The sequence below is a fragment of the Butyrivibrio sp. INlla14 genome (assembly GCF_900102515.1).
Lineage (GTDB): Bacteria > Bacillota > Clostridia > Lachnospirales > Lachnospiraceae > Butyrivibrio.
In genome coordinates, this window is record NZ_FMVS01000005.1 from 195,350 (window position 1) to 219,493 (window position 24,144).

The 24,144-nt window shown below is 39.9% G+C and carries 19 protein-coding genes; 1 reads left to right on the forward strand and 18 read right to left on the reverse strand.

Translation table 11 applies throughout. The annotated features are described in order from the left end of the window. Window positions 1-394 precede the first annotated feature (394 nt). Complete coding sequence (locus BLO53_RS04460; protein ID WP_092059295.1) at window positions 395-2,176, reverse strand: hypothetical protein; 1,782 nt, start codon at window positions 2,174-2,176, stop codon at window positions 395-397. Between the two features lie 286 nt (window positions 2,177-2,462). On the opposite strand from BLO53_RS04460, the gene BLO53_RS04465 reads away from it, so the two are divergent. Continuing rightward, complete coding sequence (locus BLO53_RS04465; RefSeq protein WP_092059296.1) at window positions 2,463-2,720, forward strand: hypothetical protein; 258 nt, start codon at window positions 2,463-2,465, stop codon at window positions 2,718-2,720. A 269-nt stretch (window positions 2,721-2,989) separates the two neighbouring features. On the opposite strand, the gene BLO53_RS04470 is transcribed toward BLO53_RS04465, so the two are convergent. From BLO53_RS04470 to BLO53_RS04550, 17 genes are all read right to left on the reverse strand, one after another. Next, the gene (locus BLO53_RS04470; RefSeq protein WP_092059297.1) at window positions 2,990-4,510 is read right to left on the reverse strand and encodes a lipopolysaccharide biosynthesis protein; all 1,521 of its coding nucleotides are present in this window, start codon (window positions 4,508-4,510) and stop codon (window positions 2,990-2,992) included. Beyond that, window positions 4,511-5,440 carry an alpha-1,2-fucosyltransferase gene (locus BLO53_RS04475; RefSeq protein WP_092059298.1) on the reverse strand — a complete coding sequence of 310 codons (930 nt, stop codon included), beginning with the start codon at window positions 5,438-5,440 and terminating at the stop codon, window positions 4,511-4,513. Between the two features lie 70 nt (window positions 5,441-5,510). Further along, window positions 5,511-6,692, reverse strand: coding sequence for a polysaccharide pyruvyl transferase family protein (locus BLO53_RS04480; protein WP_092059299.1), 1,182 nt, complete (start codon window positions 6,690-6,692; stop codon window positions 5,511-5,513). 47 nt (window positions 6,693-6,739) lie between these two features. After that, a complete protein-coding gene (locus tag BLO53_RS04485; protein ID WP_176757162.1) occupies window positions 6,740-7,729 on the reverse strand; it encodes a glycosyltransferase family 2 protein in 990 nt (329 codons plus the stop codon). A 1-nt stretch (window position 7,730) separates the two neighbouring features. Then, entirely contained in the window at window positions 7,731-9,092 is a 1,362-nt protein-coding gene (locus BLO53_RS04490) for a DUF3329 domain-containing protein (protein WP_092059301.1), read from the reverse strand. Further along, window positions 9,076-10,251, reverse strand: a complete 1,176-nt coding sequence (locus BLO53_RS04495) for a hypothetical protein (RefSeq protein ID WP_092059302.1) — start codon at window positions 10,249-10,251, stop codon at window positions 9,076-9,078. The genes BLO53_RS04490 and BLO53_RS04495 overlap by 17 nt, the downstream gene beginning before the upstream one ends. A 10-nt stretch (window positions 10,252-10,261) precedes the next feature. Continuing rightward, window positions 10,262-11,218, reverse strand: a complete 957-nt coding sequence (locus tag BLO53_RS04500) for a glycosyl transferase GT17 family protein (RefSeq protein WP_092059303.1) — start codon at window positions 11,216-11,218, stop codon at window positions 10,262-10,264. Between the two features lie 2 nt (window positions 11,219-11,220). Then, complete coding sequence (locus BLO53_RS04505) at window positions 11,221-12,279, reverse strand: glycosyltransferase family 2 protein (protein ID WP_092059304.1); 1,059 nt, start codon at window positions 12,277-12,279, stop codon at window positions 11,221-11,223. Beyond that, window positions 12,276-13,037: a DUF5672 family protein gene (locus tag BLO53_RS04510; protein WP_242875298.1), complete on the reverse strand. Its 762-nt coding sequence runs from the start codon at window positions 13,035-13,037 to the stop codon at window positions 12,276-12,278. Before BLO53_RS04510 ends, BLO53_RS04505 begins: the two co-directional genes overlap by 4 nt. A gap of 48 nt (window positions 13,038-13,085) precedes the next feature. Then, window positions 13,086-14,129 (reverse strand): glycosyl transferase, encoded by a 1,044-nt coding sequence (locus BLO53_RS04515; RefSeq protein WP_092059305.1) that lies wholly within the window; start codon window positions 14,127-14,129, stop codon window positions 13,086-13,088. Between the two features lie 5 nt (window positions 14,130-14,134). Next, window positions 14,135-14,983, reverse strand: coding sequence for a DUF3431 domain-containing protein (locus tag BLO53_RS04520; protein WP_092059306.1), 849 nt, complete (start codon window positions 14,981-14,983; stop codon window positions 14,135-14,137). A 12-nt stretch (window positions 14,984-14,995) separates the two neighbouring features. Next, complete coding sequence (locus BLO53_RS04525) at window positions 14,996-16,804, reverse strand: ABC transporter ATP-binding protein (protein WP_092059307.1); 1,809 nt, start codon at window positions 16,802-16,804, stop codon at window positions 14,996-14,998. A 49-nt stretch (window positions 16,805-16,853) separates the two neighbouring features. After that, window positions 16,854-17,726 (reverse strand): alpha-1,2-fucosyltransferase, encoded by an 873-nt coding sequence (locus tag BLO53_RS04530; RefSeq protein ID WP_176757163.1) that lies wholly within the window; start codon window positions 17,724-17,726, stop codon window positions 16,854-16,856. 96 nt (window positions 17,727-17,822) lie between these two features. After that, a complete protein-coding gene (locus BLO53_RS04535) occupies window positions 17,823-18,911 on the reverse strand; it encodes an SGNH/GDSL hydrolase family protein (protein WP_143003207.1) in 1,089 nt (362 codons plus the stop codon). Between the two features lie 5 nt (window positions 18,912-18,916). Next, window positions 18,917-20,464: an MBOAT family O-acyltransferase gene (locus tag BLO53_RS04540; protein WP_092059310.1), complete on the reverse strand. Its 1,548-nt coding sequence runs from the start codon at window positions 20,462-20,464 to the stop codon at window positions 18,917-18,919. Then, a complete protein-coding gene (gene asnB, locus BLO53_RS04545) occupies window positions 20,455-22,338 on the reverse strand; it encodes an asparagine synthase (glutamine-hydrolyzing) (RefSeq protein WP_092059311.1) in 1,884 nt (627 codons plus the stop codon). Before asnB ends, BLO53_RS04540 begins: the two co-directional genes overlap by 10 nt. A gap of 6 nt (window positions 22,339-22,344) precedes the next feature. Then, entirely contained in the window at window positions 22,345-24,141 is a 1,797-nt protein-coding gene (locus BLO53_RS04550) for an HAD-IIIC family phosphatase (RefSeq protein WP_092059312.1), read from the reverse strand. Window positions 24,142-24,144: the final 3 nt, after the last annotated feature.

Here is a 24,144-nt window from a genome sequence, read left to right on the forward strand (position 1 = left end):
TTGCATGACTTTCTTAATCCACTGTCATGCAAGCTTTCTTACTTTGCTATTTTTGCATCATTCTCCCGAGGTTCAGTGATGCATATCTGGCACTTTTCCTTTTCTTGCATGACTTTCTTGATTCACTGTCATGCAAGCTTTCTTATTTTGCTATTTTTTCATCATTCTACTGAGATTTAGTTATGCATGTATAGCCTTGTAGTAATGGCGATCGAGTAGGCAGGCTCGATTTCGCACACGAACATTCCGCACTTAGTGCTCCATGTTCTTACGACCGGCAAATGAATTTGTATGCAAGCATCCATTCGCTTGCCGGTCTTGTGCTACAAAAAATACACGCAGATTTTTTTGTATTAAATCTACGTGTTAGATAAAAGAATTTCCTCTCATTTATTTAGAATATTATGATTTCGTCCCTATCCTGCTCTTGTTCCTGAGGCTGGCTCTGATTAGCTGAACTATCATCTGATGCTGTACCACTTTCATCTGATGCATCAGAAGTTCCTCCAGTGGTTTCGTCAGCTTCATCACTGGAATCTTTATTCTCTGAATCCTCAATATTCTCATTGATGATCACATCTTTATTATCTTCGCCTTCTGCATTTGAATTTTCTTCAGCGTCTAAAGCCTTATCATCTACTGCCGTTTCATCAATTTCTTCTTTTGTTTCTGTTTCTATCTGGTCTTCTACACTTATAAGCTCAGCAGCAGACTCATCTTCATTCTCGTTAGTCTTCTTCTCTTCAATGATACGAGCAATCTCTTTTTCCTTAAGTTCTTCAAAGAGATCTTGAGCCATCTTATCAACTTCAGTTTCTATAAGTTTATCCAGCTCTTCCTGGTAGATGCGCTCATATTCTGCTGTTACAAGCTTAATAAGCTCCTTGTTGATCAAGTTATTGATCTTAGCATTTCTGATTTCTTCCTGATCAATGTCTACCTGGATTGTTTCCCTGTAGATATTATCTAAATTATCAACAGCTTCAACGGATGACTTATTTGTATCCTCAGTGATAGTAGCACCTTCTGCATTTTCTTCTGATGTCTCATCTTCTGCCTCATCATCCTTGTCCTGCTCATAGGAGTTAGTATCAGAAGAAACCACATCTCTCTTTCCAAGATACTTACTAACAAGTTCTTCTATTTCACTTAAAATCTCCTGTTCTTCATCAGATATCTCTTCTGGCTCTGGAATTACTGGCTCAGTCATCCAGGATACAGAGATAACGGGATTGCCATATACACTTCCCCAGTCTCCATCCTTATTACAATCAGCAATTATATAAAAAGAGAAAGAATCAAAATCTGCTTCTTCATTAGCTACTTTATATTCGTACTTTTCAAGGTCCTCGTTCCACTTAAAATCATAGGTTCCATCAGGTGCTGCCTCTAAAACAACATCTATAGTGGCTTCACCATACTCGGTAATAACAGATCTTATTCCATCCTTATCTGCAAGCGCCATGAACAAAGATGGTGTCTGTCCTGTAAGCTCAGACCTGCTGCCAACAAACTCTGTGCCTCCCAGGTTTGAAACTTTCGCCCTGATAGAGAGCCTTACAGGTATATTACTGCGGTTAGTAATAACTAGTTCATCACTCTTACTAGAAAAAGCATAATCGCCCTGCGTATTCTTAAAAAGAATATTCGCGCCCTCTTCAACTTTCCCGCCGCCATATCTTGCAGCATCAGTCAGATATATCAGATTCTGAGGATCGATCAAAAAATCAAAGGGACTTTCATTTCCTATTATAGGAAGCTGAACATTGATAACATCAGCAGGATGCACGTCATTATCAACCTCAATGGCTATTCTTTCTTCATCAACCTGGCTTCTAATGGCATTTATATCGATGCTATCAAGGATTGCCTCTTTATCTATGAGCTTTCCTAGTTCTTCTGCATCCACGAAAGACCTCAGCTCATCTCTATCAATCTGAGCCCAGATCTCATCTTCATCAATCTGTATTTCGCTTATAATCTCGCCAATTCCGGTATTTCCTTCAAGCGCATCGCCGATCAAATTTTCATCAGCATCATCAGGCACACTATAACCAGAGCCGAAAATTGTTATTTCTTCAGCTCCTGTAGCACTCGTCAACACTGGATCAAAAACCAGGCTCATGACAACTGCTGCCGCGCAAATACCCATCCATTGGCCTTTTCGGATAAACATCCTTGTTTCCTCCTAATATAAAAAAACCTACTACTGGTGCATATATTATATCGGCATACAGATTAAAAAGTTGAGCTTTTACCGTTTTTTCATATAGATTTAAGATTTATTTTTCATTCTTGAAATAAAATCACATCCAATAATACCAATAATCTCCTACTCTAACTAAGAATAACTAAAAAACTTTAAATGTCGTTCTTGTCACTCAAATAGTTCTATGGTATATTATATGTAGTAATCAAAACTACGTGTGGCGAATATCATAACCACCAGGAGGTATTTGGGTATGACATCAAAAGAACTTCAGAAATATTTCAAAGAACACCTTGTTCCAGCCAAGCTTTACAAGATTGGCGGACATCACAAGAATAGAATTTGTTTAGATAAAACTGAGAACGGCTGGTCTGTATTCTTCCAGGACAAGAAGGATCGCATTGGCGTTACAAGCTTCGTAGATGAAGCTTCTGCCTGCAACTTCATGAAGAATGAGCTTAGAAAGCTCATGGAACAGCTCTACGGAATCACTTGGGTTCCCGCAAGATAACCAAAATATTTTCAACATATATCTCTTCACTATTAAGCGAAAAGGGCGTCTACCGCAAGGTAGGCGTCCTTTTTCAACACTAATCTTTAATTCTCCAGCTAGTTAATGTTCGGAGATCATATTTTATGTTTATAAACAAAGAAAGCAGCAAATGACGATTTCTCTGAGCAAGGTCGAAATGAGGCATTTGCTGCTTTATAAGTTTTAGAAAATCACACCGCAGACGAAAACAAGCATTTCCAAACAGGCACCTTCTGCATGATAATCAATTATCTTCTGACCGCAGTCTTAACTTTTTCAAATAAATACTTAAACTCTTCGGTTCTGCAATACAATAGCAGATAAGCCGCATTGAAGATCACTGAAACTATGATGATCATCAGGGCAAAGGTAAAGATATTAAGATCTGCCATGACTATGCTTCCAATGTAGTTACACAGTGCCAATACAGCAACAAGGCTCACCAGATACTTGGCGGAATCAAGGAAGAACTCAACAGCATTTCTGTCAAAGCACACCCTGTAAATAATTACTGGCTTAACAAGGTTTGCTATAAGGCCTGAAATTATCGTTCCAATGTAAATACCTGTAATTCCAAGTGGTGTCTGCACAAGAGCAATTGACAGAATTAGGTTTACTATTCCTTGAATAAAAGGAATGTACTTATCCTGTTCAAAGACGCCGGCTGCGGTCTTGAAGTTACTGAGTATAATTCTCTCTCCCTTAAAATAATAATCAAAGAGGATCAGATATACAGCTGCTGCAGGCATTACCCAGTCATCTCCAAACCATATTCTGATAAGAGGAGATAATAAAACCATGAAACCTACGGAGGTAAAGCCATAAACCCAGGCTTCTACAAATTTATAAACCTTAAACATGCCATACTGTTTATCCTTGGACTCAGTTGCTATGAGATTTCCAAAGCTTGATATGACTGAGTTAAAAAGGATATTGGCAAAGCTGGCCACAGAATTTATGACCAGGTTGTAGTTATTAACAATACCCGCATAACCTACTTCTATAAAAGAAGAAATGATTATTGAGTCAGTCTGGAGTCTGGCCACATCGCCAACCTTAAGAAATATAAGGGCCTTTGTCTTGGTCCAGACAGTATCATGCTCTTCTTTAGATAGTTTTTGAACATTCTTTTCCCTAAGATAGGGGTACATCTTATCAAGATATCTGGCTGCAAAGATCTTCTGAATGAGCTGAACCACAGTATCTGTCAAAAGGAACAGAAGGAAGTTCTTAAAGACAGCAACAACTATGATCTGCAGAAATGTAACAATTATCTTGGTTATGGTAAAGATATTGGTCTGTATATAGTTCTTTTGCTCAGCGTTGGCAAGGCTGTACTTGTAGGTTACAAAGTAACTGGTAACTGTGTTGAAGAGGAAAATAAAGTAGTAAATAGTAAGTTCCCTGATGGTGTAGCCAGGGTTCTTTAAGATGTACTTAAGGAATGGCGCAAGGCATATTCCCATGGCAGCCACAACTGCAGCAATCACATGGTAAGCCTTTCTGTACATCTGCATATAGGACTTTATCTTTTCCCTGTCACCCTTAACCACAGGCTCATAGAGGCTGAAATTAAGAGCAGTTCCTATTCCAAGTTCGGCCATGTTGAGGAAAGACAGAACATCACTATAGATACTGTTTACGCCCAAAAGTTCCTTACTCAGATATCTGGTAAAGAGGGTTCTTAGTATGAATGTAAGCAGCACTGTAGACATCTGCCCTACAACGCCAAAGAAAATATTCTTTTTTGCCGACTGAACTCTACCCATTTAAACGATTTGTCCGTCCTTGTCCATAAGTATCCAGCCTTTCCAGTAATCATGCATTTTGTCAGGATCACATTGCTGGTTATTACGCATAGTGAAGGTTCTTATCACCTCTTTATCCGGGCGCTTATTGAGCCTTGCCCCCCAGAAACTAAAGGTTGAATTGGCACATATATTGCCCTTGCAGTGACTCATCAGCATAAGATCCTGCACGCTGTCCTTACCTGTATTCCAGTCAATGATAGTATACAGAGATTCGTCACTATAGTGCTCTCTTGCGTATTCGTGGTCACTAGTAAAAATATAGAAGTGGACATTCTCATATTTGTCCTTAAAATACTTCATGGCGCTGTCATAGTACTTCTCTGTGGCAATGTTGCCTAGCACCTTAAAGTTCTCAGGGTCAAGGTAATCCCCTCTCCTGATGTGGACACTAACTGAATTCTCTTTGTCCATCCTTGCTGCCATTATCATATTTCTCTGATGAAGATCAGCAATCGAGTGCTCAGGAAAAACAAATGCTTCCTGAAGCTTATCCATAATATCTCCATAGTATTTCTGGCATGCAAAATAGCCCTCGATGTACTTGTTATCAAGGTCAAATATCTCAGGATGATACATCTGTGTTTCCAAAAAAACGTTCTTGTTATCAGAAGCCTGTCTGCCAAGCTTTCTCATTACTTTTCCTATAAGCTTTGAAACAAGGCTCTGCTTAAGAAAAGCATCAACCTCAGCTTTATCCGCAACTTCATAAGGAATATCCACAAAAAGAGGTAACTCAAAATCTCTTTTTGCAAGCATCTTCTCCTGTATCTTAGGATCAAACCAGGAAAGATCAAGTTTAACTTCCTTGCCAAGGCTAAGAAGCTTCCTGTACAAGGAATATTGCTGCATTTGGTTCCCCAGCCCACCAGCAATCTTAATAATTATCATATAACCCCCGACCTGATATCCCGAAGGATATCGATTTTTTTATTTTCTCCCCACACTCTTACACACAAACTCAATGCTCTAAAACCCATTTATAAGCCTTTATCATTTCATCAGGCTCTTTTAGATCCTGCACTGGAAGCACATAGTTATCATAGCTTCCAAAAAGATCTGTGGCAATTCCCCTGCTCTTTACTGAATAGCCTATAACAAGAGTGGGAACACCACTACTATATGCCGCTATAGTGGAATGTGTCCTTGCTCCTACAAAAAAGCTGCACTGGGAAATATAGCCCTTGAGCTCTGAAGCTGGTGCATCGCCAATCAGAACTACTCTCTTAGTGTCCTTAAATTCCAGATAAAGCTCTTCAAGCGGCCTTCTGTCGTCATTTCTCTCCCAGACAACATGGGGGATCAGAGCAATATTCTGGTCTGTTTCATCCAAAAGATATTTGATAAAGTTCCTATAGTTTTCTATGGTAATTCCTGGAACTGTCTCTTTTTCCTGAACCATTGGGCTTAAGTTTATTCCTACTGTCTTGCCCGGATGAAAATGTTTTGGAATAGAGACCTTAGTAGTCTCAAGCTCAAAGGCAGGATCTTTTCTAAGCTCAAGCTGACACTTAGGTATTCCCGCATCTACAAGCGCATTATAAGTAATAGACTCTCTTGCATAGATTTTGGAATAGGCAAAAAGGTCTTCCACAAGCTTTTTATCCTTGAGAGAATCAGGCTCAATTGAGCAGCCCCAGAGAACTGTCTCAAAGCCTTTCTTCCTAAAGACATTGTGAGCCAGGATAAGGTCTTCCACCATTTCAGGATAACAATAGTTATCTCCTCCAATGGATACTGCCAAAGGCTCTCCCTCAAAGGCTACACCTGGATTAGCCTTTTTGTAGTTTTCCACCAGTATTTTGTATTCTCTGAATGCATCCTTATATTTGTATCTCTGAAAAGACTCTCTGTCTCCACTTATCTTTCGATAGCCATAGTAGAAAACATGGGCCAGAAAATCCCTATCTATATGCCTGTCCTCCACAAGCTTGCAAAGTCCGTCTTTTTCCAGTCTTCCAAGGGAATACTGCTGATCCTCCTGAACGCTGTTTGAAACCACAAGAACAGGAAGCTTAGTATCAATCCCCTGTTCACTGCGCTTTGCAGCAATCAACTTGACTGTACTATTTACAATCGCCTCACAGCCGTGGTTCTTACTGCCTGCATGCATATATAAAATTATTGGTCTGTTTAAATCCATAAAAAAACCTCATATTTCTGATGCGCACCAGTGCATCAATGCATCAATTACACTCCCTTGTGCCTTGCATAGAGCCTTAGATACAAGTCAGGATTTATCCTAAAGATCAAAACCTTTATCTTATATCCCAGGGACAGTCCTGCAAATGCGCCTCGTACCTTAAGTGCATGTTTTATCTGGTCCTTTACCATGGAAACTGCCTTTTTATCAAGGTCACTATCTTTTTCTCCTGTCTGAGTTGCAACCTTGCCTGCTACCAAAAGAGCTGTCATTATCTGTGAAACTGCCACACTGACAAAGGCGTAGGCAGATACATACTCCCTTATTTCCAAGAGTTTATCCTCTGCCTGTCTCCAGCAGCTTATCTGATCAAGGTAGCTCTTTTTAAAAGAGCTGTTCATGGCGCTGTTCTCATTCTCAGTATAGACATAATCCTCTAAAGCTACACATCGTATGCTGCGCTTTTTACCGATAAAAGAAGCGTAATCCATAAGGAATAACAGGTCCTCGCCAATAGATAACCCCTCCTGAAATAAGACATTCCCCTCCAGAATAGCCTTCCTGTCATAAATCTTGCCCCACACGTGGGTATTTGAATTGAGCACACTGTTCTCTATATAGGAAAAGCCCGATATTTTCTGAGTTCCAAGATAGCTATCAGTTTCATCAACTAAAAGTGTATTCTCATCTGCATATTTGATCATGTTCCCAAGCATGCTACTTTGAACATAGTCATCAGAATCCACAAAAGCAATAAATCTACCTGTAGCTTGCATGATTCCGGTATTTCTGGCTCTGGACACTCCACCATTTGGCGTATGTATCACCTTGATCCTGCCCCTCTCATCTGAATCTGCAAGCTCATCGCAAAGCGCTTCGCTCCCATCTGTAGAGCCATCATCCACCAGAATAACCTCTATTTCATCCAGATCTATATTTTCCTGAGATAAGCATGACAAGACACACTTTTTTAGTGTGTCCCTTGCCTGATAAACAGGAATGATTATGCTGATCACTTTTTCCAAACTATCTGACATCTTAATACTCTGTCCATTCTTCTCTGGAAACTCCGTACATAGGACCAATACCGTAGTGAATGGAATAAAAATAATTGATCCAATATGTAGGCTCTTCCTGTATATCCATTTCATAAGCTGCAGAGAACCTGGTCTCCCAGTCAGGTCTTAACATAGGCACTGTCACTGCGCTCTCTTTATCTTCAACTGCAAGGCAGTATTCATCTCTTTCACGAAACTCTCTTCTGATACGGGCAAGATTCGCTCCATCCTCAAAATAGTTAAACACAAATAGAATACCAGCAACTACAACAATTGCAGTTGCAACGATTTCAACAAGCTTCTCTTTTAAAAGAACTATCTCCTCAAATCCATTGGAAACAGCTATTACCAGAAAGAGAAATGCTCCATAATAGGATCTTGGTTCTGAAAAAGGAACCATAATGAGAGCATAGGCTGTAGCAAAAAACAAAAAGATAAACAATATGACAAATCTTACCTTTTCCCAGAGTTTAGCGCCCTTTCCTACAGCATAAAAAATAATAATTATAGAAACTATGCCACCACACAGTAGCACAAGATAGTTTTCCCTGATTGTATTGGTGATCCTTAAAAATCTTGCAGCAAGTGCAAGAAGTCCTGTATGTTCCTCTCCTGCCGCTGCCAGTCTGCCGTAGTTACCAGGAGCCATAACAAGAAACGCAAGACCTATTATATTTCCAATAAGACTTGTAATCATCCAAGGTCTTACAAAGGTCCACTTTCTGCCGTTCTTAATAAAATGGTATCCCATTTCGATAAGGAGAAATAAAAGCACTCCTCCTGAAGTATTCTCATTGCACCATCCAGCCAGAACACCATAAAAGAGCATCAGAACAGCTGCCAAAGAGCCGAACTTTCTTTTCCCAGTGATTCCAAGCCTGAATAGTGTCATAAAGCCTAGCATGATAGCTCCTGTAAACATGTAATTGCAGGCGCCGTCCATCCAGAAAACAGTGTGGCTTATTGCTGTATCAAAAAACCACAAAAGAGCCAGGATAAATCCATAAAGTCTTACATCATACTCATTTCTGTTATAAACATTCAGGTAAATTAGTAGTGAAACTGTAACAAATACAGCTGCTGCAACGAAATCAAACAGTAGCTTTGAACCTATATATAAGAAAATCCTGAGTATAATGTGGGCCACACTTCTCCCTGTATGCGAGAAGTACTGCGCATATTCCTGGGCAAAGATACCAAAAAAGTTACTTGCCGTTTTAACATCATCATAATATATAACATCATCTGACAGATATGGTGTCAGGTATTCATACACCAGTACTGCCAAAAAGGCGACACATACTAGCGCAAAAAAGGTCTTTTTTCTAGCTTTTTGAGTCATTCCTCATCCTCTCTAAATAATATCCTATATAAACACCTAAAACAGGCAATAGCATATTTCTTCCAATATATACTGAAACAAAGGTTGCTTCAATAACTGTGTAGATTGATAAGGACAGTATCAATATAAGTGTCCAGGCATCCCTCTGCCTGTAGCACAGATAGATAAAGGCTATAACAAGAAGTGCTATTAAAGCAGCTGGAATAATTCCATACCAGTAAAAGAGCCTTACCCAGCCCATATCAAAATATTCAAAGCTCTCCTTATCTGAAAACAACTTCCAGGTCTGCAGAGAGCCTGCGTGCTTGGCTGTATCTCTGTATATATTCTGAAGTCTGTTATTCAAATTCTCATCAATCCAGGTTACAACAGTGTACCAGGGATGTCCAAATTCATATCGTGGAATATAGCCCACACTGGAAGCCCAGGTTGAAAAGGCCACACAAAAAACAGGAGTAACCAGACTTGTCAGGACATAGATTATCTTTTTCCTGCCAATACCTGTTGCATATCTTACAATCAATCCCAGCACAAATGTAAAAAGGCCTATCGCCAATGCTGTCCTTGATGCAGTAAGCTTGCCAACCAAAAGTAACAGTCCTAGCAGCACTCCCCACATCCAGAGCCTTGCCTTGCTGCCATATACCCACAGCCACAGCAGCATTAGTGCATAAACACATCCCCAAAGGGTATTGGGATGTCCAAAACCAAATACATACCTAAGCTCATTTTCATTGCCACGACCATAGTCCATTACCTTGTAGACATCGCCCATTATTCCTGTCACTGCCAAAAGAGCTATAGCTACAAAGCCTGTAAGATTGATCCAGAAGGTAGCTTTCATGGTCTTACCAAGATTTATATTCTGAGCTGCCATTACAAAAGTTGAAAATCTCAAAAGCTCATTCCGTCCGGTTATTCTATAGCAGATAAAGGTAAATACCCACACTGCTACAATCAAAAGCCACTGCTTCTTATCATGTCTTTTGATCACAACAGCCAGTACTGTCAGAGCAAAAGTAACTCTGAACACATAACTTTCAAAGTCAAAATAATATTCACTTTTTTCAGCTATCATAAGGATCAGCTCTATCAAAAGAGCTACATAAAAGAGCCTGTTTCCTATTCTTTTTCTATTTTCTTCAGTTAGCAGATTCATAAGTAATCTCTTATTTATTCCTGATCATTCTAAGTATTTTGTGATAGGCTTTCCTGCAAAAACGCCCTACCGTGATGTCAAACTTGTGATACGCCTTTGAAAGAAGAGTTATTCTGGGCATCACCAAAAAGTCATAGTCTGATATATGTTCCCTTAAATAGGCAGGGAAACTATCATCTACCTCAACTCTTTCAAATCTGGCATCTCTTCCAAAAATATCCTGCCCAAGAACTAGTCTGTCCATGGTCTCAGCAAGGATTTCTCTATCATTGTATTCCTGATGGGCCGCAGCCTTTACCTTAGTTCCAATCCTGTCCACAGGATTCTTGGCGTTATGTCCGCCCATGTATCCAAAATGCCATCCTCCGTCAGAAACCCTGACAGACCTTTTGTCTTCTGGTTTCACAAGGTCTCTTAACCTGACAATTCCTTCCTCTGGAATATTTATCATAGAAGTAATCTTGGTTCCGAGCCACTTTCTATCTTCCTGGGCTATTTCAGGAAATTCTCCAGTTATTGACAGGAGCTTTCCTGACTTTTCCTCCATATTGAGGAATGCATAGAAATTACGCTGAGCCAGGTGATAAACCTTAGTCTTATCAAACTCTTTTATTATTTTTTCTAAAACTACCGGGTTAGGGATTTCGTCCAAATCTCCAAAGATTATTACATCGTCCTCTGTAGCTCCTACTTTTTTAAGTCCCTCCACCAGATGGTTTTTCTGAAAATAATCCCTCTCGTGAGTTTTTGCCACTTTGGGAGTATCGTCTACAACAACATATTCTATCTTAGGCAGAAACTGTTTAAACAGCTCTTTATTCTTTTCAAAGCACAACTCTTTCTCCTCACCGGAAAAAGTCATTGTGGACTCTTCAATAATGAACTTATCCACATACTTATCAAGAACATTGAGACGCATTAAGCATATATCTATTTCGTTAAAAAAAGGAAAAAGATCGTAAACCATCATTACCTCTTTAAAAATCTTTTTATTTTTGCTTTGAAGGAACGGACATATCCCTCAAATACAAGCTTCTTATATGGATCAGCTGATAAAACTAGCTTCTGCATATATACTGAGCTTTCCGGCGCCCATTCAGGCAGTTTTTCATAGCCATATCTTTTAAAGAAGTCACTATCAAGAAGCGCCCTCATTTCTTTCTTTAAAACCTTGCCGCTCACCTCTGATTTTACCAGTTTATCTGCACAGATCATGCATGTAAGCGTCTTTCTTTCGTCAATTATGGCTTTAAATTTATCTCCAGTCCACTTAGCTGCATAATCGTCAAAAGCTTCCCAGGCCTTTACCTGATTATCAAGAAATTCTCCGTGATAGGTTCCGGTAAGTCCCTGCCTGTTGTCTCTGTAATAATATATAATATCATTCAGATATGCTATAGACTTAGCTTTGTCTAAAAAAGCCGCTGTCTGCAAAAGGTCTTCACCGTGATTAAAGACCTCATTGTTATCTTCTTCACTTGAGATACATAAAAGAGCAGTCTCTGTCTTTATACATTTATTCCACAGTGCATTTAGCGAATCACCCTTACACATGATCTCATAAAACTGATTCAGTTCTTCGCCTTTATAGATCTTGTTTTCTTCAAAGGTGAAGGTAAACATTTTGCTGTCTCTTTTTGAAAGATCTGCTGCATTATATATGACTATATCTGGCAATTCACCAATTTCCTGAAGGCTTAAAAGATAATCGGCAAGCTTGCCGATACTGCCCCCTGCCATTTGGTCATCTGCATCCACAAAGATAATATAGTCACCAGTAGACTTTCTGATACCTTGCTGCCTTGCATTGTAGGCGCCTATTTTCCCAAAGTGAAAGGTTTTAACATTTGTATTACCCTCAGCCAGTTTATCGCATAACATCAAGCTGTTGTCTGTAGAACCATTTTCAATCAAAAGGATTTCCACCTGAGAGCCGCAGCTATCGAGGTCTTGCGAAGTGATTGATTTCAGACACTCTTCTATATATTTTTCTGCATTATGAACCGGAATAACTACAGAAAACTTCATTGCACCTTATGCTCCTCTTTCCACTTCTTGCTTCTTCGCCAGAAAAGAAGCGGTCTTACCGCCATTTTAAACCTCTTGTATGGGCTGTAAAATCTTGGATAGTTCTCGTTCTCGCCCCACCACTTATGAAATACGAAAGGCTCTATGCCTTTGTTCTCAGGAAGTGGATGTTCTCTTCCGAATCTACAGGCAAGTTCAAAAGGAGCCCATTTAATCCCAGCTTCTTCCATCATGTTCTTGAGATAACAGCAAATAAAAATGTCCTCATTGTAAAAACCGTCGTATACTTTTTCCCACTTCACATTATTCTTTTGGGGAAATTCCATAAGTCTCTTGGATCTGATGGATACTGAATTTCCAACTCTACAGATATTGCCTTTTGAATCTCTGTAGGCATAGTCATTTTTGGGAAGTGGCCAGGGCGAGCCGATATAGTCATATTTTAAAAACTCATCATCCCACTTCTCCGGATGTATAACGAATCCATCTGCATGAACTATAAGCGCAAAGTCTGTCTTTATGTGCTCATAAAGTTCATAGGTCATCTTGTAGTTGAACTTATCTATATTATCAAGTTTATCTGTGTGACTGTATCTGATACTCTTTGGCAGATAAAAAGGCTTGTGGTCAGTAATAAGTACTGCATCTCCAAATTCGATGCCTCTCATACTGTACTTCATAGCCTGAACAGTCTCATATATATCAACACTGGTCATCGCCACTAGTGTCACGTTTGGAAGTTTTATTTTGTCGCTCATGTCTCTACCATAGGCAGATAACTCTGCCTGTAATCAAATTTAAAACCTTTATCCCTGATATGTTTTGATAATACCAGTCCTGCGCTCGAAGCTTCTTAAGATTTTCTTTGAGAAAAACCATCCGTAGATAAGCCTTCTTTTGATATTTTGGAAAAAAGCTACTACCTTGCCAGGTCTTATGTTTCTCCTTGCATAGAGCCTTGAAGTTTTTTTGTACTCATCAAGTTCTCTTTGGCACTCGTCTGCAGAAAAGAGTCTTCCTTTTTTATCCTGATAAGTCAAAAAGCTATAAATATTCTGCTCAGAAGACCAGAAACCATCTGAGATATTATGCCTTGCCCAGTACTTTGGCGCAATAGCATACTTGAGCTCTGTGCTGCACATCACGGGTACCATTGCAAATGAAGAATTAGACAGAATAAGGTATCTGGCATTTTTAATGGTCACATAGTCCTTACCCATGTCAAAGTGGTGGATCTCAAATTCAGGAAGGACCTTTCTTGCCGCAACTTCATCTTCTGTCACCACCATAAATCGCATGGCAGGATTTATCTTTTTCATATTCCTTATTGCATTTAAGTAATATCTTCTGTCAAGGTATAGCTCAGGGCAGCTTGTGTATTCACCACCTCTTAGATTTATGATACAAAGATCATCTGCTGTATACTCATAGCTTTCAGCTTCCTCTTTTACATGAAGCCACTGTCTGATCTCATCTCTATATTTCTCAAAGTACCGCTCAGACTGCATATTTCCATAGACAATCGTATTATCAGGCACATCCATAAGTCCCTGATCAGGGCCGCTTATATAGCAGCCATGAGTCATATCATGTACAGAATTGCCCATGTACAGTCTGTCATCCTGCTCATGATAGATGTTATAGTTTTCCATGTCCTGTCTGGATATTTCTTTGCCCATGTCTATATCCATAAAGTACATTCCCTTATTGGAATGAAAAACATTTCCTATCTGCTCAGGATTCACGAAGCCAAAATCCGTATTTTTCTCTCTGGCAAGGCACCTTACAGTTATATAAAAAAACAACTGATTGCCAAGGCCATATCCCTTTATAAGTTCAGTTCCTATCATATTTTTTAAACCAGGCCTTCCCAAAAATCCGGAGCCTTGGCTCCAAACATCATTCTGATTCTCTTGTGTGAGAGGCTATTCCACTGTCTGTAGGCATTTACCTTCTCTTCACACTTTGAAAGCATTCTGGCAAATTCTCCCTCATCTTCCATCCAGGGATTTACCTCATACCTGGAAGTAAAAATCCAAGGCAATACTCTCTCTACAAGAAAAGCCTCCGCTGGGAAATCATATTCCTTTCTATATTCCATAAGAGTATTCAGATTCTTGTAAAATGTCTTGGAATTCTTGAGAATCTGTGACTTGTGGATAATGTAGCAACCGCCAGGAGCAAATGTGCAATACCTGGGGATCACAGGATTCTTGTAGACAAACTTCATAAAGTCATCCATGTCATAGAAATATCTGTAGGAATGGCTCTGCTTCATATACCATGAGGAATTGAGCTCTATAAAGCCTTCTTCTGATACAAGAGAAGCTATAGAATCAGGGTCTCCTCCCTTTTTATATCTCTCCCAGGTTGTTGGATCCTGATACAAATAGGTAAACCACTTATTGTCATAAGTTCTGTTGAAGAAGTCCTCAGTAACATGCCTTCCAATGATATTACCCTTTAAAAGAGCTATCCACTCAGGAAGATTGTCATAATTATCTATGAAAAAATGAAAATAGCTGGTCAGGTTGTGACCAGTATTTTCCACATGAATATGCTTATAGTTTTTGTCTTCGAGTTCCTTGATGACCTTCTCATCATCAGACGCATCTATTATCAGATAGTCCTGACAATACTCAAGAAGCTTCTCCGGAACCGTATTATAGTTGTGAATAAGGAAAAAAGTGTCTGTCTTTTTCATAGTCAAGTCCTATCAATTTGCTGTATAAACCGTTTTGCCCTCAAGAGTTGTTCTGGTAATTGTCTCGTTATTAACCTCATAGATAATGTCGCAGTTTGCGATAGTATTCAGTCTATGGGCTATGATGACCATTGTCTTCTTGCCATGGAAACTATTGATAGCTTCCATTACTGCAGCCTCTGTCTCGTTGTCAAGAGCACTTGTAGCCTCATCAAATACCAATATCTCAGGGTTGTGATAAAGAGCTCTCGCTATTCCTATACGCTGTCTCTGACCTCCGGAAAGTCTCACACCTCTGTCGCCAATCTTTGTGTCAAGTCCCTCAGGAAGGCTCTTTACAAAGTCTGCAAGCTGCGCTTCCTTCATTACTTCCCAGATTCTGTCATCATCTATCTTGTCAGCATCGATACCAAAAGCAATGTTATCTCTTATGGACTCATCCACAAGATAGATTGACTGTGGAATATATCCAATCTGCGCAAGCCAGGAATCATAATTACTAAAGATATTGGCTCCATCGCACAAAATCTCTCCTGACTTAACATGAAGAAGTCCCAGGAGAATATCCACTATAGTTGATTTACCTGCTCCAGAAGGTCCCATGATACCAACAGATTTACCCTTAGGTACTACCATGTTGGCTCCGGTAAAAATGTTTGTGTCTCCATCCGGATAAGCAAAGGTGATGTTCCTAAGCTCTATCTCTTTTTGAAGTTTGAGCTCAGGGCCTGCTATAGCTGCTCTCTCTGCTCTCATTGCCTTATCCGTCTTCATAGACTCGGTAAGGTTATCGTAAACGTAATCAAGGCTGTACTGGTTATAAGCTATTTCAGCAATATAGGTATTTATTCTGTTTGCTGAAGGCATGATCCTCATAGCTGCCACACCAAAGGCTGTAAGCTGTGGAACAAGCAGTGTTGGATCCCCTCCATTGACGATATAAACCAGAATGAACAAAAGAACTACTGCTATAAAAACAGTTTCTATAAGAGATCTTGGTGTAGAATTAAGTACTGCATAGTTTCTTGCTATATCAGCACCAATACTTCCACTCTCATAGTAATTTCTGATAAAGAAGTCCTGCCTGTTAAGAACCTTAACATCCTTGAGTCCATAGATAGCCTCAATTCTCCACTTTGCAATTCTGGACTGTATCTCCTGATTCCTCTGGCCAATTGAATTAAGCTTGGGCTTAAGGAGCTTTGTATTAAAAATAGTAAGACATATCAGAACAACCAGCATTAAAAGAGTCATCTGCCAGTTTACGGCCAAAAGAAGTGCACCAAGGCAAACTGAAACCACAAGCTCTGTACACAGCTGAAGCAGTGCCAGCATAAGAGTAAATACTCTTGGGATATCGCTGTCTGTAATTCTAAAAACTGTTGGAATATCAGCTCCTAAATAGTCCTCGTAAGGCCTATTTAGGAATTCTCTCATAACACGACTGATCATGTTATTACGTGCCTTACTGATAAATGTGTTCTGCCTATAAACAAGAAACAGCAGGTAGATATTTTTGACCACGAAAATAAGAATCAGACTGACTAAAAGTGTAATGGCCATCTTCTCATATTCGTGAAGCCCCAGAAAATCTATTATCCGGTATAACCAGTCATGCTTGGCTATAGCCTCATCAAGAGCCTTTGGGTTAATAATAACTGAAACAACTGCCAGCATCATAGATACACCCAATGTCTCAAATAAACCACCAATCAGTATAAGGACAGCCAGTATTACCAGCTGTCCCTTTTGCTTTTTGTCAAAAATATAGCCTATCTTACCAAGAAGAGATACCTTCTTAGTATCAGTGTTGTTGCTCATTTCCTGTTTCCTATCTTGTGCTTTCTTATTTCTATATCATTCATATAATTTATGTCGCGATCTTGGTCATCCTGGATGTGTAGATATCATCCATATCCCTGTTATTGATCCACTTGGAAGGAGCAATGACCATCTTGGCTGGATTATCATTGAGCCATGCTGCCCACCAGCTAAATGAACTGTTTGCCATGATATGATGCTTGCATTTGCTCATAAGAGTCATCTCTGCAACATCTGTATTTCCTTCTTCATTAAGATCAACGACTATAAAATTAGGGCCTCTAAAATGCTGTCTGCACCATTCCTTGTCATCAGTAAAGATAAAGAATACTGCGCTAGGGTGCAGCTTTCTGACCTTATCTATGGCTGATTTATAATATTTCTCAGTGCAGATATTGTGAATATGATTATGCTCGGCATCTATATAATCTGTTCTCCTGATATGGAGACTTACAGATTCACAGCACTCTATCTGCTGCAGAATGGTCCAGCTGACGCTATCCTGCATTATATCCTGAGGGCGCTTTTCAAATGCATCCTTGAGTTCTCTTTCTACCTCTTCATCACTGAAGTATTTGTCACTCTGCCAGTATCCAACAAGGTAGGCGTTCTCAACCTCCAGAATCCTTGGATCAAAAATGCCAGATTCCTCATCTATCCTGAAAGACTTCCTGCCTGTTAGCTTTCTCCTGATCCTGCTAAAGATGTCCATCTTGGAGTCAGTGAGTTTAATTACTTCATCCTTGGTAGCCTTATCATATTCTATTCCGAATCTCTGCAAGACAGGGATTCTAAGAGCATCACCCACAAAGCCTGATTCATCATCGATCTTGACGTCTCTACCAAGCTTTTTGAGCTGCCTGTATAAAGCGTACTGGAACATTTGATTGCCCATTCCGCCCTTTAATTGAATTATTATCATGTCCCCTCCATAGAAACTGTACTGCGTGCAATACGCTGGCAGTCCTATCAGCATTATAGCATATTCATTGTAACTGCGTACACTAGTACGCGAACCTCATCCGTCATCTTCATCAAGCTGGTAAAATATGCCATTTTCTAGGTTATAGGTAATGATTGCCTGGCCTTCTTCATAGGCACTAAGCCACTTGTCATAGGCTTTATCCCATGACTTGTAAGAAGAGTCACCTCTGTGGTCGCTAGTAAGTATATTTCTATAGTTTTCCTCAAGGTATTTTTCAAAAAATTCTGTTACCTTTTTGGCTCCGAGCACATTTGTGTGAGTTCCATAGTCATTAAAATCTGTCTGTCCATCAAAGCCCATCTCATCGCGATACTGATTCATATCAAGAAAATCATATCCGCTATTTCTGATAATATTGGCCATATAGTTTGTCTTTTGCTGTTCCTCTACAGAAACATCATATGGAGTTATCACAAAGAGAGCATTTATATCCTTGTCCTTGAGATAGGATAACAGATCTAAAAGATAGTTCTCCTGCTCGCTTGGAATTGGCATGATCCCTGTATCCTTGTAGGCATCTGTCAGTTCAACAGGTCCTACCTCAGTTTCAGGGACAAAGCCTTTATACTCTTCCGGATACTCGTAAAACCAGGTTCTAAGCTGGCTCCACATAACTAATGTCTTCCAGTTTGAATGATATTTAAAAATATCAAAGTAATAGGACAGCCTGTCTTCATCTTCTGACACCATGGCATTTATAGCCCTTATCCTGTTTAATGAATACTTGAGATTGTCTGTGACTTCCCTCGTATGAGCCATATTTCCAAGAAGGTCCTCATCTCTTGCAGTCCACATTCTCATCTCAAAGATAAAAAGGTCCGGGCTCTGTGTCTTTAAGGCTTCCTCAACAAGATACTTGGCTGCAACCGGTCTTTGCATGTTGGAAGATAAGGGATACATTGTAATTCCCATATCCCCATAGATCATAGGTGTGGAAAAGCACGGATACACTGGAGATGAGCCTATAAGAACAGCATCTATCGAATTATTCTTTTCCGCATAAAAGCCCACAAACCTATCTTTAACATGACCATTTGTTCTGATCACATAGGTTACATGGACCAAAAGCCATGATACCAGGCATATGAAAATGACCGCTTTTAACACTTGCTTCCTAGTCATAATTATCAAAAATCCTTATAAATAAACTCTGCTGCACTATATCCAGGGCCATATTCCGCAACTAAAATAACAAAGAACAAAAGTCCCAGGATAACAATCCATCTGATAACGATATTTCTTTTTGCAATAATATCTCTGACGCAGGTAATACCTGTAAGTCTTGAATCATCAATCCTTCCTGCGCAAGCCCCTTCAATTCTGTACTGAAGAATTGAGACTGTAATAAGTATTGCAAGGGAAATAAATACTATAAGCCATCCATAGATATCAAGACCTAGTTCTAACATACTTCCATCAAAAAGAACCCAGGGGTTAAATACGCTGATTCCTTCCCCAAGCATCCTAAGAGCATGAGGCACATTGTCAGATCTAAAGAACACAAAGCTTACGCACACCAGGAAAAAGGTTCTGACCACTCTAAAGCCGTTTGCAAATCTACCCTCAAGGTTTATGTGCATCTTTGTGGCAAAAAGCCAGGTAAAAAACGGAAGTGTTATTTCTCCAGTAACTATGTAGGCCCAGTGCAAAAGACCTGATCCAATGACGTACTTGACTTCTCCGCCATGCCACATACCTACAGAAAACCACAAAATAAACATAGCAATATAGGTAGTGAGCTGTTTTCCCTTCTTTTTCCCAATCTTCTTTTTTAGGAATTTGCCAATATTAGTAAAAAGCTTTGTTCTAAGAAGTGGAAAAAAAACATTATCCTTCATCCAGCTTCCCAGAGTAATATGCCATCTTCTCCAGTATTCGCTGATGTTCTTTGCCAAAAAAGGAGTCTTAAAGTTCTCAGGAAGTACAATTCCAAAGGTCTCAGAAAGGCCAATTACTATGTCCATGCAGCCTGAAAAGTTTGTGTATAACTGAAATGCAAAGCACACTGCTCCAACCCAGATATATGCTCCCTGATACTGAGTATCATTTCCAAAAATAGTATTAACTACAACCGCCAGTCTCTCAGAGATAACAAGCTCCTTGAAAAAGCCCCAGAGCATGCGGATCATTCCATAAGTAATATTCTTGTAATCCAGTGGATGATACTCAAAAAACTGATTGCCAGACTCTCTTTCCTTGTAAATCGGGCCTGAAATAAGGATTGGAAAATACATTCCGATAAGAACAGTCTTTAAAAACCCTGAAACAGGTACAGCTATGCCATTGTACACTTCAATAAAATATCCAAGAATGATAAAGGTATAAAAAGAAAGACCAAGTGGAACATGTGCTCCTCCACCTGTAATGAACTTTACATATTTAAGACCTATGAGAATTCCAAGAAGTACTACAAGTTCAGCTATAAGAACAAGTCGCCTTTTTACTATAGCTTTTTTATCAAGTCGAACCAGGATTTTTAGAAGGGCCCATGTAACAAAGGCTGATCCAATGGGATATGCTATAAGAGCCGGTTCTCCTGATACTACATAAAAGAGCACACTGGCCAGTAAAAGAACCAGCCACTGTCCTCTTTTCTTGGTAAATACAGGTACTAAATAATATAGTATTAGTATTAGTGCATAAAAGCACAAAAATTTAAAAGATGCTATTGCCATCTATATTCTTCCTCATACCACTGCTGGAACATGAGAATATACCAGATCTGTATCCTGTAGATACCGCGATCTGTGTAATCCTTCCATATTCGCTCTACAACATCAGGGTCAAGGATACCCTGCCTGCGCAGTTTATCTTTATCTATAAGGCCTTCTGCCCAGGAACGAAGCTCAGGCTCAAGAAGCCATTTATCTATCGGAATAGAAAATCCCTTCTTGGGTCTTTCCATCATCTCCCTTGGAATATACTTGTATAATACATCCCTCAAGACCATTTTACCAATTTTGCCTTCTCTAAGATACTCTATCGGAAGGCTCCATGCAAATTCCACTACATCTCTGTCCAGCATAGGGACTCTTGTCTCAAGAGAAACCGCCATCGCTGTCCTGTCAACCTTTACCAGAATGTCATCAGGATGATACAGAACCATATCCGCAAGCATGCACTCATGGTTTGTTTCTCCAAGGAAATGCTCAGGAAGCTCTGTAAGCTTATAAGGCAGAGTACTCTCCTCCAGCGCAATCCTACGTATGATAGGGTCAGTCTCATGTTCTGTCCTGTGAAGGGACACTGGCCCCTTAGCCCCTAAAAGTGTGCCCTTTACTCTAAGAATTTCTTTTTTGGAAAGAGGGCTGTTAAGGATCAGGCTGCTAGCAGGTTTTCTGATAAAATAAGGCACATTTTTCATCTTGCCCCAGATTCTGTCTATGGAAGCATATGAATTATAGCCGCAGAACAACTCATCTCCGCCATCTCCAGAAAGAGAAACTGTCACATGCTCCCTTGTCATCTTACTCACAAGATATGTAGGAATCTGTGAGGAATCAGCAAAAGGCTCAGCAAACATACTCGAAAGCTTTGGGATCACTGCCTTGGCATCAGCCTCTGTGATATAGAGTTCTGTGTGCTCAGTTCCAAGGTGCTGCGCAATTTCTTTGGCATAAACAGCTTCGTTATATTTAGGATCCTCCATACCAATAGTGAAGGTCTTGACCTTACCTGGCTCCAACGACTGCATAAGAGCAACCGTAGTACTTGAATCTATTCCAGCAGAAAGGAATGCTCCAACCGGAACATCAGCCACCATCTGGCCCTTTATTGAATTCTTTAAAAGTCTCTCAAGTTCCTGGGCAGCTTCCTGCCTTGTTCCTGTAAAGAGATTGCTCTGTCCCTTTTTGGCAGCTTCCTTCATAGACCAATAGGTATGAACTTCGGTCTTAAGCGTATCCACGTCGACAGTCATAAAGGTTCCAGGCTCTAACTTGTAGATATCCTGATAGATTGAATAAGGAGCAGGAATATACCCCTCTGTAAAATATATGTTTAAAACCTTTGTATTTATCTTGTTATCAAATCCGTCAATTACCCTAAGGCACCCCAGATCAGATGCAAAGGCAAAAGAGCCTCCTACTGTGCCATAGTACAAAGGTTTTTCGCCAACTCTGTCCCTTGCCAAAGTCACAGTATTATTCTGGGTATCATAGAATGCAATACCAAACATTCCCTTGCACATAGTAAGAGCCTTACTGATACCATAAAACTCAATGGCTTCAATCAGAGTTTCCGTATCAGAAGTACTCTTAAACCCAGTAACTGCCTTATCTTCAAGGAGCTTATCCCTTATTTCCTTGTGGTTGTAGATTTCTCCGTTGTAGACCATTATGCTCTTTCCACTATGTGATACAAAGGGCTGAGCACCATTTTTAGAAAGGTCTACGATTGAAAGGCGCCTGTGTCCAAGCGCCACTTTACCGTCTTCACTTATATAGATGCCATCGTCATCTGGTCCCCTGTGAAGCATTCTTTCATTCATCTTCTGGATATTACTTCTGGCATCCTTTTTAAACTGCAATAATCCTGCGATTCCGCACATACTTTTTTATTCCTCTACAACTGTAATGACATGGTTCTGGTTCTCATAGCCACCAGAAATATCAAGTCTGAAGGTTGCATTTCCTTCTTCATCTTCAGATATCTTTTCAAATCCCTGAAGCAGATAAAAATCCCTGACCATCTTGTTCTTGGCAGTTGGATAATAGTATCCGTAAATAGTCTTAACTTTTCGCAAAAGAGCTGCCTTTACCAGACTATCCATCATGGCAAACTCCATGTCACGTTTAAGCACACGACAACTCATGAGCCACAGATCAATATGGAGCTCATCTCCATCCACATGACCCGCTGTTAGTGCTACTATTCCATTGTCACCAAATTTATCTTTAAGTCTTCCATAAAGAGTGATATTGCGCTTATCACCTGCTGCCTCTTCAATGTCACTCTGGGAATATCTCCTGGTAGTAAGGTTGAACTGATTGCTCTTATTGGTAAGCTGAGCAATTCGAGGCATATACATCTTTTCAAAGGGCTTTATGACAGCCTCCATCTCAAGAGACCTCAAGTAATCGCTGTAGTCAGCAAAACTCTCTTCCAGGGCAGCTCTCTTTTTGTTGGCCATATACATCTCATTTCTCTTCATATCATCTTCTGAAATAGATGTGGCCTCAAAGAAGGCGCTGTGATCTATGAGTCTGATGTAGTGTTCAGGCGCGTCAAGCTCAGGAGCACAAACACCAGGAATCTGTCCTCTTACAATCTCACGCTCAGCAGGATTATCATCAACAAATACTAAAGACTCAGGCAAAAGAGATAACTCTGAAGCTATCTTCTTCATATTCTCGCTCTTAGGTTCCCAGTTAGCCTTTATTGCAACAAAATCATCTGGTTTTAAAGGCGCATCAGGATGCTCAAGGCCTGCTATGGCATTTTCTTCTTCATTCTTGGAATCTACAGCCAGAACTATTCCAAGATCCTTGTGGCTCTTAATATAGTCCTGAAATTCAGCATAAACCTGGCCAAGATTTGTCTCCTGGCCTATCTCAATGCCGTCAACTCCGTCATCTCCGACAATTCCGCCCCAAAGAGTGTTGTCCAGATCAAGAACAAGACCCTTTTTATTCTTGCCATAAATCGACTTTATGATATTAGCTACGTTAAAGCTCCAGGTCGGAATGGCAGGAATACAGCATGCATATTTGTACATATGCCAGGCCTGGGGATCTGACCAGCTATCAAGGCCATAGCAGCTGGAGATATAGTTTATATCGCTGATAAAAAAGCTGCCTTCTCCAAGGGTATTATTTCTTGCAAACTCATAAAACCTGTCATTAAGCCTGTTTATAAAAGACAGCCTTCCATGGATATCGTAAACATCTCTATTGCCAAGAAGCCTGTAAAAAGGGGCCTCAAAATTATTCTGGATAATAGGACAGTGATACAGCTCATGGAGCTTATTCCACATGGCCTCAAAATGTCTGTAAGTGTTATCCACAAGCTCATCTACCTGAGCTGCTGTATCTCCCATGCCTGGATAATCCTTTATATTGCGGTTACTGGTATGAATGTAGATAATATCAGGATTAAAGGAAGATAATTCCTCTCCGGGAAACATTGCATCCTGCCAGTACTGTCCATACTCAGATTCATAGAAAGCCGGCTCTATTCCGTAGTTTAGTAAAAAGAGTTCCATGACCTTCACAATATCGGATGTGGTGGAGCCTCCAAGAACGGCTATCTTCTTCTTAATACGGCTACTTCCATCCGCAAGAAGTTCCTTCTTTATGGACCTCTTTTTTTTCATTATGTAATTGCCATCAAAAGGGTATTCAAGTTCCTTCATGTT

Excerpts from the sequence above, each read along its gene's own strand:
- BLO53_RS04460 (WP_092059295.1), bottom strand. The coding sequence starts at position 2,176 with ATGTTTATCCGAAAAGGCCAATGGATGGGTATTTGCGCGGCAGCAGTT.
- BLO53_RS04465 (WP_092059296.1), top strand. The coding sequence starts at position 2,463 with ATGACATCAAAAGAACTTCAGAAATATTTCAAAGAACACCTTGTTCCA.
- BLO53_RS04470 (WP_092059297.1), bottom strand. The coding sequence starts at position 4,510 with ATGGGTAGAGTTCAGTCGGCAAAAAAGAATATTTTCTTTGGCGTTGTA.
- BLO53_RS04475 (WP_092059298.1), bottom strand. The coding sequence starts at position 5,440 with ATGATAATTATTAAGATTGCTGGTGGGCTGGGGAACCAAATGCAGCAA.
- BLO53_RS04480 (WP_092059299.1), bottom strand. The coding sequence starts at position 6,692 with ATGGATTTAAACAGACCAATAATTTTATATATGCATGCAGGCAGTAAG.
- BLO53_RS04485 (WP_176757162.1), bottom strand. The coding sequence starts at position 7,729 with ATGTCAGATAGTTTGGAAAAAGTGATCAGCATAATCATTCCTGTTTAT.
- BLO53_RS04490 (WP_092059301.1), bottom strand. The coding sequence starts at position 9,092 with ATGACTCAAAAAGCTAGAAAAAAGACCTTTTTTGCGCTAGTATGTGTC.
- BLO53_RS04495 (WP_092059302.1), bottom strand. The coding sequence starts at position 10,251 with ATGAATCTGCTAACTGAAGAAAATAGAAAAAGAATAGGAAACAGGCTC.
- BLO53_RS04500 (WP_092059303.1), bottom strand. The coding sequence starts at position 11,218 with ATGGTTTACGATCTTTTTCCTTTTTTTAACGAAATAGATATATGCTTA.
- BLO53_RS04505 (WP_092059304.1), bottom strand. The coding sequence starts at position 12,279 with ATGAAGTTTTCTGTAGTTATTCCGGTTCATAATGCAGAAAAATATATA.
- BLO53_RS04510 (WP_242875298.1), bottom strand. The coding sequence starts at position 13,037 with ATGAGCGACAAAATAAAACTTCCAAACGTGACACTAGTGGCGATGACC.
- BLO53_RS04515 (WP_092059305.1), bottom strand. The coding sequence starts at position 14,129 with ATGATAGGAACTGAACTTATAAAGGGATATGGCCTTGGCAATCAGTTG.
- BLO53_RS04520 (WP_092059306.1), bottom strand. The coding sequence starts at position 14,983 with ATGAAAAAGACAGACACTTTTTTCCTTATTCACAACTATAATACGGTT.
- BLO53_RS04525 (WP_092059307.1), bottom strand. The coding sequence starts at position 16,804 with ATGAGCAACAACACTGATACTAAGAAGGTATCTCTTCTTGGTAAGATA.
- BLO53_RS04530 (WP_176757163.1), bottom strand. The coding sequence starts at position 17,726 with ATGATAATAATTCAATTAAAGGGCGGAATGGGCAATCAAATGTTCCAG.
- BLO53_RS04535 (WP_143003207.1), bottom strand. The coding sequence starts at position 18,911 with ATGACTAGGAAGCAAGTGTTAAAAGCGGTCATTTTCATATGCCTGGTA.
- BLO53_RS04540 (WP_092059310.1), bottom strand. The coding sequence starts at position 20,464 with ATGGCAATAGCATCTTTTAAATTTTTGTGCTTTTATGCACTAATACTA.
- asnB (WP_092059311.1), bottom strand. The coding sequence starts at position 22,338 with ATGTGCGGAATCGCAGGATTATTGCAGTTTAAAAAGGATGCCAGAAGT.
- BLO53_RS04550 (WP_092059312.1), bottom strand. The coding sequence starts at position 24,141 with ATGAAGGAACTTGAATACCCTTTTGATGGCAATTACATAATGAAAAAA.